Raw genomic sequence first — 16,912 nt, 5'->3', positions numbered from 1 at the left:
ACGTTGCGAAGCGCCGGACATGACGGATGTAGTCCTGCTGAGTGTGGGATCCCAACCCCCGCATCAGCATATCTTCTTGCATGCGTTGGCGAAGCGGTGTGGTCCGGGTATCGTTGGAGAAGCTGGCCATTGAACGTTCCTCTCGTTGAAGGGAACTCCATGGTCAGGCAACACCTGCAGCCTGCCTAGAACCTCAGATAATCATACGAAACTCACCGCGCACGCCCTCCCGCGAAGCGGGTTCGTGCATGGGGGCGCAGAGCGGCAATGCGCCGGTGATCGCCGGACGGCGACTTCGGTTCCGAAAGCGGAAATAATTGCCGCTAGACCGTCCTGTTGACTGGCCCCCAAAGCCAGGGCACAAAGGTGGCATCCAGGGTCGCTCGCGGCGGGAAAAGAGGGGGGATTTCAAGGTTATTTCCATAAGCCTTTGAAATCATGTGAGAATCCAAGGTCCCCAGGCAGTCTAGTTTTGGACCTTCATGCCACACCTTTTGATCACCAATTCTCGCGACCAAAAGCATTGTCTTTGCAGCTAGTTACCGACGATTCGCGGCAATCCGTTCTGTGATTTCCTAGGACCGAAACGCTACATGTATCCGCGCGAAAGCTGGCTGGGGATCCTGTTTCAGCCGCGATCCTTCTGTGGCCATGGTCGCGCCAGTAAGCCGGCGCCCGAAACTCTTCACGACAGCGGTCCGGCAGCTTTCCAAGGGACTAATAGCCATACCTGCCGTTCGGCAATCCGACGCGTTATGCTCGACAGAAAAGGGGGCACGTCAGTGACAATTCCGTGCACCGTAGCGTACCCGGCTGTGAACCCATAACCCCAGAGGCCGAGATTGTCGGAAGGGTAAGCCACTGTTATTTTCGCGACTTGACGGAGACAACTACCGTTCGGTGTTCTGCCGTAGCGACCATGGGATGTTACAAAGCCAGAGCAAGTTCGAGCGGAAATCCGCTCAAAGCGCGGAATGTCGACGATAGAGGTCGCAGTCAGTGATGACTGTTTATTGCGGCGCGATACGCCCTTTCGGCCCATTGAACCAATGTCTCGTCATCTTCCAAAACATCGGCCGGTGCTTCCATGTAGGACTTGAGGGCTTGGGGTTTGCCTTGTCTATGATATTCCAAGGCGTGCGACCCTGCCGCGTCAAAATCTTTTCGGGTGTTTTCGTCTACTTTGAAATAGACCGCTCCCTTCCAACCATGGCGAAGACATGGTCCCCACGATACAGAGCGATGGCAGCGAACAGCGGCCTTGTCGTGACGTCTGCCCAAGTTGACAGTCGTTCGACAACTTCTTTGGCCTGATCAGTTTTATTCGTCATCTGTCCTCGCGTTCGCATATCAAGCCATTGAATTCATCTACCAAACGGACACGCCTCACCATTTCACGCCTGGGGATGTTGTGGATGGCGAAAGCGACCTAAAAGTGGTTGCCGCATTCAATAACACAGCGGTCAGGATGATGCCTTGGCGTAGAAAATACCCTGTGCCGAATAATCACCGGGTGAAGTCTGCAACGGTTTTTCCGGGCGCGTGACCGGTACGGTTGCGCTCGATGGCCTCGGCCAGATCCTCGAAGGCAACGACTTCGGCGATCACGGATCGTAGGAAGCCATCGGCGACTTGTTGGGCGATGGCAGCTAGCCGAGCCGTGTCAGGCTTGACCGAGAACCAAACGCCCCGACGGCCTTCCGGTGAGCGCGCAGCCACGTCGGTTGCAGCGATACTCACCAGGATGCCATTGCGCGACAGGATTGCCCACGACTTGTCCACGACGGGACCGCCGACGAGATCGACAACGAGATCGATGTTGTGTGCAATAAGCTCGAACTTCTGCTTTTGGTAATCGATCACCTCGTCGGCACCGAGGGCTTGGACATGGGCCGAGCTTTTCGTCGAGGCTGTCGCATAAACGACTGCCCCCTCCGCCTTGGCGAATTGAACAGCAAAGCTGCCTACCCCACCGGCCGCGCCGTGGATGAGCACCCGTTTTCCTTGAAGGTCGAATTCAGGGACCTGGAGGACTTGCCATGCCGTCATCGCCGCCACCGGCAGCGCTGCCGCGTCAATGTCTGGCAGGTTTGGAGGTGTCTTTATGAGCTTTTCGGCGTTTATCACCAAATGGTCGGCATAGGCGCCGAGGCCACCGAGCGCAGCCATGACCCTTTCTCCCACGCTCACGTCTTTGACGTTCGGTCCGACCTTGAGCACGACGCCCGACATTTCGATGCCAAGGGTGGTGGGCAACACTAAATTGAACCTTTCGCGCAGATAGCCTTCACGGACTTTCCAATCCATTCCGTTGATGCCAGCGGCTTTGACCTGGACCAGGACCTGATCCGGCCCCGGCTCGGGAGCATGAACCGTATCGACTTTCAAGCTGTCAGCGCCGCCATAGGCGTGCAGCCGCAGAGCCCGACCTTTGGCCAGTGGTTCAGTATTATTGTCCCTCTCGGGCGTTGCAGAATGGGTCATGCTTATCTCCTTTTGGTGAGACGACGGCGTGGGGCGACTCCGCTACCGCGTGCCATTTTCTCGTATACTGGCGCATCGTCTCGCCATTGTTGAAATGCCATCCCTAGGTCTTACGGAATGAGCTGCTGATCTCGTGCCCACCGCGTGATCACGTCGTGGGATGTCGGAGCGGGTCCGAAGAAGCGCTCGTGCTTGGAGATGTTCGAGACGTAGAGCCCCGTCCTGAAGAACAGGAACATTTGGATCAGATCGTACCCGAGCGTGGAAAACAGTTTGACCGGCCGCGCCGCCACCCGAATGATCCACCAGGGAATGATCTGGATCTTCAGACGCTTGTTGATGACGCTGGAGATGATGTCTGCCAGTTCCTGCTGGTTCTTCGGCCCATCGCTCCAGCCGACATCGATCGTTTGGTTAGCGATTTCGGCGCCCGGATAGGTCGCCGCTTTGGCAAGATTGAAGGCGAGGTCATCCGTCAGCACGTATGACCACCTTGTGGTCTTGTCGCCGATGCCCTGGAATTTGCCTGCTTTCACGGCCTTTGCGATATAATCCGTGCTCTGGTCGAGAAACGAGGGCGCGCGGACAAAGACATAAGGCACGCCGGACTTCTTGATCAAATCCTCAGCCACCTTCTTGGCGTGGAAGTGAGGCACTGCCGGGGCCGCTTCACAGCTCACGATGCTGAGAAAGACGAATCTGCTCACCTTTGCCCTTGCTGCGGCCTCGATGAGGTTCTTGTTGCCCTGGAAGTCTGTGTCGAGGCTGCCCTTCATGTAGCTGTTTGCCGAGCTGACGACGACGTCGACGCCCTGCAAGGCGCGATCCAGCGACGCTGGGTCCATCATGTCGCCGCGCGCCCATTCGACGCCGGCGACCCCGCCTGAGGGAGCGCCCTTACGCGACATGGCGAGGACGGCCGCGGTTTCGTCAAGGGAGAGGTTGCGCAGGATCTTTGCACCGAGGAACCCTGTCGCGCCGACGACCAGGACTTTCAATCTCGCTGCAGCGTCTGCGCCGCCCGACGCTTCACTAATTGCAGAGGTCGATGGGTGCTGTGATTGGGTCATATCGAGCCTCTTGTCATGAATTCGCATTGGCTGAGGGGATGAGCGTAGGGTAATCCGTGTAGCCGTCTGCTCCGCCGCCAAAATAGGTCGTCGGATCTGCCACGTTCATTGCCGCATTCGTCTTCAATCGCTGGAGGAAGTCAGGATTGGCCAGCACCATCTGACCATAGGCTTCCAGATCGGCCAGCCCTGACGCCACGTCGGTGCCGATCTGGTGACGCGGACGACCTGGACGGTTGAGGATGAATGATTGGTGCCAGAGCTGGCGGATGTCAGCGACCAGTGTCTCGTTGCCCAGATGCATGATGTGTAGGTAGGCAAGCCCGAGCTTGTTGAGTTCTCCAACGAGGTAGCGGTAGAGAGCCGGCCCTTCTGCGCCTTCGTCGATACCCCATGTCGTCGTACCGGGGGACAGGCGGATCGCGGTGCGATCCGCACCGATTTCCTGAGCAATCGCTGAAGCCACCTCGATGGCAAAGCGGGCGCGGTTCTCGATGGAGCCGCCATATTCGTCAGTGCGCGTGTTGGCGCTCGGTGCGAAAAACTGCTGGACGAGATATGCGTTGGCGCCGTGGATCTCGATGCCGTCAGCACCCGCCTCGATCGCAGAGCGCGCCGCATTGCGGAAATCGGCGACGGTCTGGCGCACCTCTTCGGTCGTCAGCGCTCGGGGCGTGGGGATGTCCTTCATACCTGTCATTGTGAACATGCCCGTCCCTGGCGCGATCGCGGACGGTGCGACACCCTGGCGATGATGCGGCGTGTTGTCAGGGTGGTTCATGCGCCCGGCATGCATGAGCTGGATGAAGATTTTCCCGCCCTTGTCGTGGACGGCGGATGTGATCTTGCGCCAGCCGGCGATGTGGGCGGGCGTATAAATGCCTGGCGTCATTAGGTAGCCCTGGCCGTCATCGGAAGGCTGGCTGCCTTCGGTGACGATCAGGCCAAGGCTGGCGCGCTGGGCATAATAGTCGGTAGCCAGTTCGCCGGGCGTGCCGTCGAAGGCGGCACGGCTGCGGGTCATGGGTGCCATGACAAGGCGGTTGGGAAGCGAGTAGCGGCTGGCATGGACTGGTGTGAATATTGGATTCATTTGGGTTCTCCATTTATCGAGACCACTATCCACTGTTCAGTTTTCGGGATAAATCCGTTAATGCGGAAATCAGTATTTCATTAATGGGGCAATGGATTGAACCATCTGAATGACATGGCGCTGTTCGTCGAGGTAGCGAGAGCCAAAAGTTTCCGTAAGGCGGCGGAGGCTGTGGGCATTCCCAACTCCACGCTGTCACGCCGTATCAGTGAGTTGGAGAAGGCAATCGGTCTGAGGCTCCTGCATCGCACGACGCGCAAGATCGAACTCACCGAGGCTGGTCAGCTATACTATGTCCGGAGCAGGCGGATCGTCGACGAGGCCAGGCTCGCGCACGAACAGCTCGGCGCAATGCTGGAGCAGCCGAGCGGCGTCCTCCGCGTTTCGTTGCCAGTCGATCTGGCCACTCTTTACCTCACGCCGATCATCGCCGATTTCGCCGGGCACTACCCCGGCATCACGTTCGAATTCGACTTAACCCCGCGCCGCGTCGATCTGGTAACGGAGCCGTTCGATGTGGCGATCCGCATCGGCAAACTGGAAGATTCCGGTCTGATCGCCCGCCTGATCGGGAGGCATTCGCGCTACCTCTATGCTTCCCCTGGCTATATAGAAGCGTCAGGCGAGCCCGCCACACCGGCGGACCTGGCGGAGCACGAATGCATCTGCATGCCGAAGGTTTCGACCTGGACCTTGCATCAAGGGGTGAGCAAGGTCGAGGTGGAGGCCGCCGTTCACGGTCGGTTCACACTCAATAGCGTCGGGATGATCCGTACTCTCGCGGTCAACCATCAAGGTATCGCCCTGCTTCCCGAGAAGATCGTCGCCGAAGACCTGGTCTCAGGTCGTCTGCGACGCATTCTTTCCGACTGGCAGGGATCGGCGGTCAGCATCTATGCCGTCACCGAAACGCGACTTATTCCGGCCAAGACCCAGCGCTTCATAGAGTTCCTATCCGCGAAACTTATGTGACCTCGATCGCTATCATGGAGAGCAGCCGCAGTAGGTGAGCCGTAACGCCACTAGCTCGATCGCCGCACATCGCCTTCTTAACACCCAAGATAGTCGTTCTAGCGCGATGAATTGACAGGCAGCTTCCAAGAACGTGCCCGAGTGCCTCTAACGGCAAGGAAGGGGCTCAATTTCGGTCGTAGCACCGACCAGAGCAAAAGGGCTTTTCGGTATTCGCCAAGGCCGCGCGAACGGCAGAAATGAAGGCGCGATCTAGAAGGTCATCATCTTCCAAAATTGAACCGAAGCGGCCTTCCCGCAGCGTCAAAGTCCCGGCCACATCCCGCCGTCAAGCCTCAGGTTCGCACCCGTTATGTAGCTAGCTCGCGGACTGACGAGGAAAGCAATGGCGTCTGCGATTTCCTCAAGCGTTCCGACCCTTCCCATTGGGACTTTGGCAAACATCGGCAGAACCCTCTGCTCGATTTCGGTCCACGGTGCATCTAACGCAAGGCCTTGCCCGGCAGCGACCTTTCGGAAGCCCTCTTCCAATTTGATGCTACGGATGGTCCCAGGCGAAACGGTGTTCGCCGTGATCCCATCCATCGCGACCTCCTTTGCCAGTGAGGCTGTCATCGCAATCATGGCTGCCTTAGCCGCACTATAGTCCGGTCTTTTGGCTGGAGGCATCAACGCAGCCAAGCTGGAGATGTTGACGATCCGCCCCCATTTGGCGACCCGCATGCTTGGCAACAAACGAGTGGTTACCCTTACTGCCGCGAGGACGTTCCGGTCGTAACCGGACGCCCAGGTCTCGGGACTGGTCGTGGTCCAGTCTTCCGGCTCGCCGGAGCCGCCTGCATTGTTTACCACAATGTCGACGGGCCTGACGAAAGACTGCGCATCATCGACGAGCCGTTGCACCTCGTCGTCGTTCGTCAGGTCGCCAAAGACTGCGTAAGCACGCCCGCCCTGGGCGACGATGTCGTCGGCCACTTCTTCGGTGGTGATCTTGTTGCGGCCGTGCACGATGACGATGGCACCCTCACGCGCCAGCCCCCTGGCCACCCCTTCGCCGATGCCCTTGCTGCTACCCGTGACCAGTGCAACTTTTCCGTCGAGCTTCAAATCCACCTTGGCATCCCCATGTTATTGTCAGGAACTGATAAGAGGACATGAAGATGGATGAGGCAATTACGCACTTTAAAGTGCCTGCGATACGCGAGGAAAGAGATGTCTGCCTCGGCCCGGACGGATCGGTCGCGCATGTGAACAGGGTCCTCCGCATGATCAACGGGCGGTGGAAGTTGCCGATCTTGTTCCGATTGTTTGCGGAGCCCTCGATGCGGACTTCGCAGTTTTTGCGAGACATTCCAAACATCTCTCACAAAATGCTGACGCAGCATCTCCGAGAATTGGAAACCGATGGACTTGTGGTACGGCGAGATTTCGGCGAGCAGCCGCCGCGTGTCGAGTACGGGCTTACGGATTCGGGTCGCGGCCTCATGCCGGTCCTCATGTCGGCGAGGGAGTTCTCCCGGCATTACTTGGAAAAATCCAGCTAGCCGATGGCCGCTTCTGGCGCACAGGGGACGAGACCGCGCCCAAGACGATGTCCGCTTTCAGGCAGGCGCGACGCCCTGTATGACCGACAAGAGGGCGCGATTCAGCCGGCACGGCTGTCGGTCTCTTCTATCCCCTAACGATGTGATCCACACGGGGAACTCGCCCCATTTTGAGCCCGGAACTGTAGCATCTTCTCAACGAGATTGATTTCTGTCGTAGCTACTTTACCCTTCTCGAAAGATAGCATCGCTGCTGGCTTTCCAGTGCAGTCCCTGCGCATCGCCTTCAGCACAGGACCGTAGACAAAGACATAATGGTTAAGATCGATGCAGTTAGCCGGTTTTGAAGAAACGAGGTTAACCAGGCACACATTGTTAGGCATGCGCACACGCGGCAGCGGCGGTCGCAAGCCATTCCGGCTCGAACCCAGCCTGTTGCGAAAGGGGTAAAACCTCATGAAAACGAGCGTCCGCTCTCGGGATGCTCAGACAGCGGCTGAATGACTGCTTCCGCTTTTTCAAAACGCTTGCAAGTATTTGACTGAAGGTCCGCTATCTTCATCATCCGCTCGGCACCAGCCGGACAGCAAACGGCCCCATTTTGGTCATCGACAACCACCATTTAAGACGACCTTTTGTGGCCCATCGTGCTCATTCAGCTCCCGTCGCCCTGCTTCCGAATTCAACCGAAAGCTGCTGGAGCTGACCAGCAGGCGAGGGCCCGCTTAAGTCCACAAGCGGAAATTATTGCCGCTAGCCCCCGCCAGTTGACTGAAGCCCAAACCCAGGGCACAAAGGTAGCATCCACGGTCGCTCGCGATGGAAAACAGAGGAAATTTCAAGGGCCATCTCGATAAGCCATTGAAATCATGTGAGAATCCAGGTTCCCCAGGCAGGCTATTTTTGGGCCTACATTGCACACCCTTTGACGCCCAATTCCCAAGGCGAAAAGCATTGCCTTTGCAGCTAGTTACAGACAATTCGCGGCAAACCGTTCTGTGATTTCCTAGGATCGATACGCTACCTGTATCCGCGCGAAAGCTGGCTGGGGATCCTGTTTCAGCCGCGATCCTTCTGTGGCCATGGTCGCGCCAGTAGCGGGCGTCGACTCGCTTGCGATGGATAACCGTCTTGGGGCCGGGAGGGGACAGGCTGGTTTGGGAACGACGATTTTCTGAAGCGGACAATCTAGCCGCCAGTGTGTACGGCGTCACTGCTCCTTCATTTAGTGTACAGTCGATCCTTCCGCACAGGCAATGTTTGCAGCAAGCAGCAGATCATCTCGGGGGATTATGGGACCACTGCAGAAGGCGGCAAGGGCGGCTGGCGCGATCAACAACAATGCGGTTCCGATTTTCACGGAGTGGATGCCGCTTCGTCAGGCGCTATTCCCCTGCCTTGGCTCGTATTGCATCTGCTCCCTTCACTCGTCGGTAAACTGTCGCATAGGACAGCCCGTGCGTGGCCGCGATGGCGTAGAGACTTTCGCCGGCGGTGAAGCGGGCTTGGATATCGGCAAGCACGGTGTCGGCAAGTTCGAGTGGCCGTCGGCCAGGTGGGCGGCGGGGAACCATGACTTCTCCCCGTGCTAATGCGCTATGGTGGCGAATGACGGTTCGGATGGTGGCCTGGTGCAGGCCGAGCTCGAGGGCGATGGCGGCAACGCTTGCCCCAGCGGCCTTGAGCGCGAGAATCTTGGGTTCGAGCGGCGCAACGCGCTGACGCCGGGGACGCGGTGTGACCGTTGGGGCTCTCGGTTCAATCAGTAGAAAACTGCCGCAGGAATGGCAACGGAGCTGCCGGGTAGGATCGTCGCGACGTCGGTTTCCGAAGCCATGATGAATAAGCGTGCCGGTTGCCCTGCATTGCTGACAAACGGCGTCATCGAGCGGCGGCGCGATACCAAGCCTGACTTTGGCTTCCCAATGGCCACTCGGGTCAATGGTCAAGAGCCATGCGCGGAAGTTTCGGGTCCAGCGCGCAACAAGCCGTGCACTGGCGCCAAGCTCGCGGCCGGCGAGCAGAAGCGACTTCTGCTGGGAGAGGAGCCGAATGAAACCGGGGAGCCGGTCACGGCGGTTGATTTGGGAGAGCGGCGTGCCGGTGGTGCGGCTGAAGCACGTCTTGCAGGTCCAGCACTGGAAGGCCGGCAGGCGGCCAGAGGCGGTTTGGCTATGGTGAGTGAGGCGGGTGGCGGTACTTTGACATTTCGGGCAGGCCGGCGGTGTCTCCGACAAAGACAGAATGTCCGCGAGTTCCGCTTCCAGAAACTGTGTCAGTGCCGGATCCTCGGTGTCGGGAACGCCACGAGCGCAGTCGATGCGCGGGACCAATGGATCGAAGCAGCGCGCGGGTGGTTGCCTGCGGTGATTGTTATTCCTGACTTTGCCATCCTGCAAAGTCGCGGACGATTTTCGTACAGACAATCATAGCTCCTTGAGGACGCTTTCCAGCGACGAAGCGGCGTCGGGCAGAATATCACTTCCTGTTGCCGATGTGGTTGATGAAATAGCTTGAGTTACTGAACTTCAACACGTTGATGGTCTTTTCAATCACAAGCATCAAACGCCTTAAGCAAAGCGGGGCCGAGCTCTTCGGCTGAAACCCCGCTTTTCACAGTTTTCTCCCATGGGGTATCGCCACCTTTGTTCTCGTAGTTCGACGACGGTATCAGGGAGACCGAATCTCCCTCATATTCTATGCCGACAGCCATGGTTTTCTTTGCAAACTTTGCCCATGATTTTACCCCCGCAGCTGTCAGCATAGGCGCTTGTAGGGCTTTCCATTCGGACTGGGCTGGGTGGGGGATTCCAATTTTAGACTGGTTGAGCGCGGCAACGACGTTGTTTCCGAGTTGATCCAATGAACCGCAATCGGATACGTATACGGGTCCCATCCCGATCCAGACCCCTGTTGTAGCCTGCGAATGTCCCTGAGTATATATGCGGCCATTTCTCAGGTAGGCGGATGCTCGCCTCATTGAAACTCCTATGGATAAACTAAAATGTTGACCTGAACGCCCTTAGAGACGCCATACTGCACCAATTGATTGGTGACCTGCTGTTGCACGGCCGATCCCGTGCCTGGCAACTTGTAAGGTCAGGGCGAGGAATCTCGACCCCATTTGAGAAACGACGACGTTTTATCCAAGAAGGGGTGGTTCCTCAGAATCTCATCTTGTTCTTGCTTCAGGCGGTCACGCCATGTCGGATTCAATTTCTCAATTTCCTCAATAGCTTTGGGAAAGGCAATTCGGCGTGAATCTTGTGTTGGATGGCGATGAGCGAGCTCGTACTGCCACGCTCTCGAATATGCTTGAGCCTCGAAAATCCAAAAAAACAACTCGTCCATCGAATAAGTTTCTCAGCGTTCGGTCTCCATGCCCCTATCGGTACCTACCAAAGCTAACTTACCGTCCTCGCAAACCTCAAGATGCCGGCCGCCAAAATTGTCCAGGGTACTACCAAACGGCAGAGCGTTCGCAGATACCTCCCACTTCTGCGAATATCTAATATACTCAGCCTCGATATCTTTGCGCAGATTTGCCAATCATATCTCCTATTCAATTGGCCTGATGAACCCGTTTTTCAACAGATATGGCACGGCGGTACCGGGAGCGGAGGCCGTCCTCCTCATCCGGTCCCTACTCCTCAAAGAGAACACTCGCTAAGTGTTGCGAGTGTTGTTGCCACCCCAGCGTCAACCAGATCGTGACTGATTATTTAATCTCAGCGAAGCCAAAATGGCTTGCCGTCTAAAATGTCATATTCAGTCAACGATTTACGCTCGTCTCGCATAAATCCGGGCAAATCGGATATGATGGTCTTCACCGGCTTATAAAAGTGAAAGTCGTGTTCAAAAGATTTTGCCGAAGCGCATGCTTTTGCAAAGCTCTCAAAATATTCACCGAACACGTCAGCCAACGTTGCCTGATTGGGGTTCAGCCAACTCTTTTCTCGATTGCCAACCAAATTGGGGTCCCATTCCACACCTGAAGCGGCTTGTACGAGTGTGAGAAACTTTCGCGCACGCTCCATCAGAGCGATTGCGGGATCGAGATCCTCAAGTGCGATGTAGCGACGATATAAGCGGTCTGTCAGCAAGCTCCAAGCACTGTCTGGATGGGCCTGCTCGACGTGCGTTTTCAAACAGTCGAAGAACAACGACAGATCTGAAGCCGGACCAAGCTCATACATTGAATGGCCACCATGAAAGCCGACCTTTCTCATTTGAACAATATAGCCCCCGAGTTAATTATGCCGCCTATTACGACCCGAGAACCTGATCAAGAAAGCTATGTAAGCGGTCCATCCGCCATTTCAATTCCGCTGGAATTGAAGAGGTCTCTTCGATCCTTATTAGCCGCCAGCGCAAAATCATGTAGATTTCCGTGCCCGTTGCCCCCTCAGAAAGAGCGCCTCGGATTTGTTTGGACTGCTCACTAAGGCCAACGTTTTCGAGCACGTCGGCTATCTGCTTGGCATCTTGATAAGGATCGCTGGTCATCGAATTTTCACTGTGTCCCAAACGATTTCAAATTGAGATGTTCTCCGACCGGCCGTCGGCGTCCTTGCCGTTGTAAAGATCGATGTTGGCGTCTACTTCACAGCTCCTTTTATTCTTTGGTCCTTCAACGAACATAAATCACTGCGGGTGAGACAAAGAACGGCTCAGGAATATCCGACCCGACGTAAGTTCACGGACCGAACCCAATTCTTCGGTGCGGAAAGAATGAGCCAACGGCTCCTCCAAATAAAGCGCCACATCCAAAAATGGCTCCCAGTTCTTGCCTTTCCCTCGTGCCTTTTCAAACTCCTCCCGATTGCGATTGCTTGTTGTCAAAATAACCCTCTCCGGCTCCCAGCTCTCCGCGAATGATCGCATCAGAGCCAAAACTGTTTCACCAGATGTGGTGTCGAAGCTGTACGGAAGACGAAGGTCGACACTATTTGAGAGACCGCCAACAGCCGTGTAGAGACCGCAGTGAATGGAAAGAGACATCGCTTCCGTTTCTGAACGACTGTTCCATAGTCCAATACCAAAACCGAGCTCCTCAATGATCGAACGGTCGATATCGCGCCTATTCCGACCGTTTTCCAGCAAAGCGCGGATATCGCCGGTGGCGTCGGGTGCGATTACTTTCTGAGCTAAGGCTCCTTTCCGGCTCCCGGCTTTCTGGCGCCAACCAGAAAATGCATCCGAGATTGTGGCAAGACCTCCAAGAAAACGAGACGTACGCTCTGTACACTCGTCGACGGTTTCCTTGCGCGCTGGCCAGTAAGCAGCAGCAAAATATCTTTCCAATTTCTAAGACCTTTAATTTGGCAGCTCAACCTTCACTGTGATGTTTGGGAATCTACTGCTTAGTAGATTCTGAATAGCTGTTGCTGCAGACGGCTCCGCAACTTTCCAAACGATGGGAGTGTCACCGGCCGCCATAGTCAGGCGTTGCGCTTGACCCAGTAGAGTAGTCGAGCCATTGAACCAATCCTTAAATTCGCCAGTGGCGCTATCCACGAATTTAGCATACCCCGGTCCTTTCGCTTCTAGCAGTGTCCCATCGGTGTCAACCCCGTCGAATTTTACGCCATTGACCACATACGCTCGTCCCGTGGAGCCTGTAATCTGCGCTTGATATGCCTCCGCTTCTCGAGACATCGACTCATTCACTGAAACCCAACTGCCACTTTCGGTATTTGTAGCATAGCTTCCCGGCCTGCCAATTTCCCGGCCATATGCATCAAGACTGGGATCTGGTGATTGGGTGGGAGATGAACCGATTTGCTTGTATTTCTGGAAATTGCCGTCTTCCTCATCATCACTAGAGTCATCAGCAATTTCGACACCATAGGCCTTGGCGGCTTTCTTTATCGCCTCGACGCACGTTTCGGCGGCATCCTTGCTGACGTAGTAGCTTAGGCCGTTGTAGACAAACGTGCAGCCCTCAACCTCCGCATGTGCAGGTGTAATGATCCAGTCGAAGAAACTATGTTCGTTCTCTGCATGACTCCCGCCGCAGCTTGCCAATTGGTTGAGGATGCTCGGATCGTTCCAGTGCGCCAGGACAGTCGCAACGCCGCGGCGATCGCTCTGGGCCAACGCTCCATCTGCGAACATCTTGTCCAAGGCCTGCCCGAGCGCCTGCGCTATCGCCTGGCCCGCCGCAACCGCCGCCTGCAGACTCTGCGCCGACAGATAAGGCTCGAGATCGATATGCCTGTCCCTGGTGATGACCGATTGCTGGGTCGGATCCTTGTTGATCTGGTCGACCGGCTTGGTTGCCCCGCTCTGTTCGAGTGCTGCCTGCTGATCGCCATTGCGGACGGTGATGTTGCCGTTGACGGTGGCCTTGACGCTCTGGCGTTCGTCGTCGAGCTGGTACTTGCCCTCGACGCTGGAGGTGTTCTTCGACTGGCCGTTGGCGTCCTTGCCGCTGAACAGATCGATGTTGGCGTCGACTTCGTAGGCTTTGTATTCTTTCGATCCGGCAAAGTCCGACCAGGTCAGCGTACCGGTGTCCAGATTGACCTGGCCAGTACTGGAGATGATGCCGGCGGCCGCCAGATTGGTGTTGCCGGCGACATAAATGTTGGTGGCGCCATCGGAATAGAGCCCCGCCGGCGTGTCGATCCAGTTGCTGGAACCCTTGCCGGAGCCGAAGCCGGGCTGCACGCCGCCGAGCGTCAGGCCGCCGAGCGCCGTGCCGGCATTGCCTGACGTCAGAAGCGGCGAGCCGTCGGCACTTCTGCCGATCGTCCCCCCGGTAAAGGAGAAGCCGAGCGATTGCGAGCTGTTGGCGCTGGTGCCGGTGCTCGGCGTCGAGACGATGTCGAGATTGCCGCCGACCGTGCCGTCGATGGTGCCCGCCGAGAAGATTGTATTGTTGAGGGTGGTATCGCCATTCGAGGCGAAGGTGATGTTGTTGGTGGCGCTGACGGTCGACATCACCTGCGTGGTCGAAGCGCTTGACGACTTCGACTGGCCGGCCGAGACGCTGGCCGTCGGGGTAATCCCGGTTGCGCCGCCAAGGCCGACGCCGACCGAAACGCCGATGCTGGCGCCGGCCGACTGGCTGCTCGACGAGGCCGTGTTCGTCGCCTCGGCGCCGGCCATGTCGATAGTGTTGGCCGAGATCAGCACGTCGCCGTTCATCGGGTCGGCAGCATGGGCGGCATCGGCCGTGGCCGAGACCTGCAAGCCGYGGCTGGTAAAGTCGCCATTGGTCGAGATGATGCTGACGGAATTGCCGCTGATCGTCGGCAGCACCGGCGTCGAGCTCGAAAGTTCTGTTTCCGTCTTCGAATAGGTGAAGCCCGCCGTCAGCGAGATCGATGCGAGGTTACCGGCTGCCAGGCCGTCCTTCAGGCTGCTGAGCGCATCATAGGCCTTGAGGCCGGCAAAGCCGACATTGGCGGCCGAATAGCCGTCAGTGACATTGCCGAGCTTCGAGGCGAGGTTCTCGATGCTCTGCCCGGCCCCGACCATGCTGGAGGAAACGCCGAGGCTGACGCCGGCAAAGAAGTTGGTGGCGACCTCGTCGAAATTGGTGACATCGTTGCCGGAGAGAATGTTGACGCCGTTGGTGCCGAGAATGGTGACGGCGCCGCCGGCGGCGATCTGTCCTGCCTGGTCGTTGAAGGTGTTGCCGGCTGCAAGCGTGATGTTGCCGCCGGCGCCGATCGTCGACACCGCGTTGGTCTCGGCGCTCTCGGTGGTCTTGTCGGTGAAGCGGCCAGCGCCAATGCCGATCGATGCGCCGCTGCTGCCGGCCGACACCTGCAGGCCGAAGCCGGAGCGCTTGTCATCCTTTGAGCTGTCGCTGGTCTCATGGCCGGGCAGGATCGTCGCAACGGCTCAAGCGGACGTTGGACATTATATCTTGGCGGCCGCTGTTTACAGAGGACGAATGTCGATAAGGCTAAAGTAGCCCTCATGGAGACGATAATGGTGGTTGATGTCGCGCAGGAACACGGAAACGCATGAGACTTCACTGATGGAAGACAACCCAATCGATGAACTCGATCGGCACCTCATTTTCATATGGCAAACCCTTCGAGTAGAGCGGGAAGGATCGGCACGCTTCATCGAAGGGCTTATCGGCGAACTGCGGGACACAGAGGTCGCTCCTGAGCGGAGTTTGGCAGCCGTGGGTTGCCTTTGGTGGTCGTTGCCAGGCAACGGACGCAATATCTACGATGTCGTCATACAGCGCGACACGTTCGAGGCGCGGCGAGAGGCGAATGCCGCCTTCTTCGACAAAGTCGTTCGCGTAAATTATCTGCTCGAGCGGCACCATCCAATGTTTGGTCGCCAGTCCGCCGACAGGAACTGACAATGAAAGTCGCATCGTTACCCCCGTCAGCCGAATTGGTTCGCGCGATTCGTACGGGCGATCTATTCGTAGCGGTTTGCTCTGGCGCTGAAATTTGGAACGTCTGCCGAGGCTGCGAGTCCGGCGCTCAATTTCTGGCTTCCCGTGGTTACGTCTTTCGCCAGATCGAGTCATGCGGGGTACACGATGTTAAGGGTCACTACTTCGTTCTTCCCGTGCCAGACAATGCCACCAAGGCGACCGAAATGATGTGGCTCCGTGATCACGGCATTCCGTTCGAGATCGGGAAGGAATGGAGCCCAGCCGAGGTTTTCGAGTATCTCCGCGACCTTGGTATGACGAAGGGCGGCTATTGGTCTACTGGCAACTTCTTCCCGGATGGGTTGGACGTTCGCTGGAACAAATGACTGCTTTTCGGCAAGCCGGCATCCAGCCGATGGCTAGTGGTAGCACGGACATCTATGTTGTACCACGTGCGAACTCGGGATACGCTGGGGGATATACAGGGCAACGGCAAAATCTTGATTCAGTGACCATCATTACAGTGCACGGAACTAGTCAAATTATTACTGCGTTTCCGGGCAATGGTCTGCCCCTGCCGAAGGCTCCTTAACAATGATCTATATGAACCATGCAGTAGTCAACGAAACCTGTCCTGTGTGCGGCCAGGGTCGAGTTCTAGTTGCGTCTCAGAGATGCGGGGATGTACTCTTCGTGACGTGCGAGGATTGCGAGTCCGAATGGCGTGAACCGAACGAATCGCACGATGCAGCACTATCCACCCGAAATACCTACACGTTCTTACGCTACCTCGATCCCGAGGAATTGACCGGCCATCAATGGTATTCCTCTACAATTAACAGATAGTTGGGGGCACGGTAACATTGCACCGTAAAGCCGACACGAGTCCGGATCGCAGCCAGCGTGAAATATCCCTCCGGGTTACTACACTGAGTATGTTGCTTCCACGCCCAGGGATAAACGGTGTAGGGCCTAGCGGGTCGTGACCGGGCAAAATGGTGAGGTATATTACACGTCGGACCACTACCAAACATTCATTCCCGTGAAAGTGGCAGCTATGCGTACGGAAAGCCCATTTCGCTATGTTGCCACACCTCGTGTTTCCGACTGGAAAGGTGCATTCGTCGCGATCTTGCCCAACTCCATGGTAAGCGGTGAACCCAGGCCGTTATTTTTGGAAGTTCCACGGCATGAGAGCCTCGATATCGCTGGCTGGCCATCCGGCCGCGATGCGTTCGAGAGTTTGTGTCAGCCATGCGAGCGGATCGACATTGTTCATTTTTGCGGTCTGAACGAGCGTTGCGATCGTGGCCCACGTCCGACCGCCGCCAGCACTGCCGGCGAAGAGCGAGTTTTTTCGAACGATAGCTTGGGGCCTGATAGCCCGCTCGACGAT

The 16,912-nt window shown here is 56.9% G+C and carries 17 protein-coding genes; 4 read left to right on the top strand and 13 right to left on the bottom strand.

What is annotated here, in order from left to right; all coding sequences use genetic code 11:
- Window positions 1-996 precede the first annotated feature (996 nt).
- The 4 genes from AB4Z52_RS34505 to AB4Z52_RS34490 form a co-directional block, all read right to left on the bottom strand.
- On the bottom strand, window positions 997-1,281 hold the full coding sequence (locus AB4Z52_RS34505) for a TfoX/Sxy family protein (protein WP_442222335.1): 285 nt from the start codon (window positions 1,279-1,281) through the stop codon (window positions 997-999).
- 225 nt (window positions 1,282-1,506) lie between these two features.
- A complete protein-coding gene (locus tag AB4Z52_RS34500) occupies window positions 1,507-2,484 on the bottom strand; it encodes an NADP-dependent oxidoreductase (RefSeq protein ID WP_442222334.1) in 978 nt (325 codons plus the stop codon).
- Window positions 2,485-2,594: 110 nt separating this feature from the next.
- Window positions 2,595-3,554: an SDR family oxidoreductase gene (locus tag AB4Z52_RS34495; RefSeq protein ID WP_442222333.1), complete on the bottom strand. Its 960-nt coding sequence runs from the start codon at window positions 3,552-3,554 to the stop codon at window positions 2,595-2,597.
- Between the two features lie 13 nt (window positions 3,555-3,567).
- The gene (locus AB4Z52_RS34490) at window positions 3,568-4,647 is read right to left on the bottom strand and encodes an alkene reductase (protein ID WP_442222332.1); all 1,080 of its coding nucleotides are present in this window, start codon (window positions 4,645-4,647) and stop codon (window positions 3,568-3,570) included.
- 96 nt (window positions 4,648-4,743) lie between these two features.
- On the opposite strand from AB4Z52_RS34490, the gene AB4Z52_RS34485 reads away from it, so the two are divergent.
- Complete coding sequence (locus AB4Z52_RS34485; RefSeq protein WP_442222331.1) at window positions 4,744-5,619, top strand: LysR substrate-binding domain-containing protein; 876 nt, start codon at window positions 4,744-4,746, stop codon at window positions 5,617-5,619.
- A 303-nt stretch (window positions 5,620-5,922) separates the two neighbouring features.
- On the opposite strand, the gene AB4Z52_RS34480 is transcribed toward AB4Z52_RS34485, so the two are convergent.
- Window positions 5,923-6,732 carry an SDR family NAD(P)-dependent oxidoreductase gene (locus tag AB4Z52_RS34480; protein WP_442222330.1) on the bottom strand — a complete coding sequence of 270 codons (810 nt, stop codon included), beginning with the start codon at window positions 6,730-6,732 and terminating at the stop codon, window positions 5,923-5,925.
- Window positions 6,733-6,779: 47 nt separating this feature from the next.
- Between AB4Z52_RS34480 and AB4Z52_RS34475 the strand changes: the two genes are divergently transcribed.
- A complete protein-coding gene (locus tag AB4Z52_RS34475; protein WP_442222329.1) occupies window positions 6,780-7,163 on the top strand; it encodes a winged helix-turn-helix transcriptional regulator in 384 nt (127 codons plus the stop codon).
- A 1,385-nt stretch (window positions 7,164-8,548) separates the two neighbouring features.
- On the opposite strand, the gene AB4Z52_RS34470 is transcribed toward AB4Z52_RS34475, so the two are convergent.
- The 7 genes from AB4Z52_RS34470 to AB4Z52_RS34440 form a co-directional block, all read right to left on the bottom strand.
- Window positions 8,549-9,589 carry a DUF746 domain-containing protein gene (locus AB4Z52_RS34470; RefSeq protein ID WP_442222328.1) on the bottom strand — a complete coding sequence of 347 codons (1,041 nt, stop codon included), beginning with the start codon at window positions 9,587-9,589 and terminating at the stop codon, window positions 8,549-8,551.
- A 122-nt stretch (window positions 9,590-9,711) separates the two neighbouring features.
- Complete coding sequence (locus tag AB4Z52_RS34465; RefSeq protein WP_442222327.1) at window positions 9,712-10,059, bottom strand: hypothetical protein; 348 nt, start codon at window positions 10,057-10,059, stop codon at window positions 9,712-9,714.
- Between the two features lie 203 nt (window positions 10,060-10,262).
- Window positions 10,263-10,514 (bottom strand): Imm63 family immunity protein, encoded by a 252-nt coding sequence (locus AB4Z52_RS34460; RefSeq protein WP_442222326.1) that lies wholly within the window; start codon window positions 10,512-10,514, stop codon window positions 10,263-10,265.
- Between the two features lie 377 nt (window positions 10,515-10,891).
- Complete coding sequence (locus AB4Z52_RS34455) at window positions 10,892-11,359, bottom strand: hypothetical protein (RefSeq protein ID WP_442222325.1); 468 nt, start codon at window positions 11,357-11,359, stop codon at window positions 10,892-10,894.
- Window positions 11,360-11,429: 70 nt separating this feature from the next.
- A complete protein-coding gene (locus AB4Z52_RS34450) occupies window positions 11,430-11,669 on the bottom strand; it encodes a hypothetical protein (RefSeq protein ID WP_442222324.1) in 240 nt (79 codons plus the stop codon).
- A 138-nt stretch (window positions 11,670-11,807) separates the two neighbouring features.
- Window positions 11,808-12,467: an Imm52 family immunity protein gene (locus AB4Z52_RS34445; RefSeq protein ID WP_442222323.1), complete on the bottom strand. Its 660-nt coding sequence runs from the start codon at window positions 12,465-12,467 to the stop codon at window positions 11,808-11,810.
- 12 nt (window positions 12,468-12,479) lie between these two features.
- Complete coding sequence (locus AB4Z52_RS34440; RefSeq protein ID WP_442222322.1) at window positions 12,480-14,939, bottom strand: hemagglutinin repeat-containing protein; 2,460 nt, start codon at window positions 14,937-14,939, stop codon at window positions 12,480-12,482.
- Window positions 14,940-15,156: 217 nt separating this feature from the next.
- Between AB4Z52_RS34440 and AB4Z52_RS34435 the strand changes: the two genes are divergently transcribed.
- Together AB4Z52_RS34435 and AB4Z52_RS34430 are read left to right on the top strand one after the other, a co-directional pair.
- Window positions 15,157-15,495 carry a hypothetical protein gene (locus tag AB4Z52_RS34435; RefSeq protein WP_442222321.1) on the top strand — a complete coding sequence of 113 codons (339 nt, stop codon included), beginning with the start codon at window positions 15,157-15,159 and terminating at the stop codon, window positions 15,493-15,495.
- Window positions 15,496-15,497: 2 nt separating this feature from the next.
- The gene (locus AB4Z52_RS34430) at window positions 15,498-15,902 is read left to right on the top strand and encodes a hypothetical protein (protein WP_442222320.1); all 405 of its coding nucleotides are present in this window, start codon (window positions 15,498-15,500) and stop codon (window positions 15,900-15,902) included.
- Between the two features lie 782 nt (window positions 15,903-16,684).
- On the opposite strand, the gene AB4Z52_RS34425 is transcribed toward AB4Z52_RS34430, so the two are convergent.
- A partial coding sequence (locus tag AB4Z52_RS34425) for a transposase domain-containing protein (RefSeq protein ID WP_442222319.1) occupies window positions 16,685-16,912 on the bottom strand: 228 nt, incomplete at its 5' end.

This window comes from Rhizobium sp. 2YAF20, from assembly GCF_052114685.1.
GTDB lineage: Bacteria > Pseudomonadota > Alphaproteobacteria > Rhizobiales > Rhizobiaceae > Rhizobium.
The sequence above is the reverse complement of the archived record's forward strand: the minus strand, read 5'-3'. Positions and strand labels throughout refer to the sequence as shown.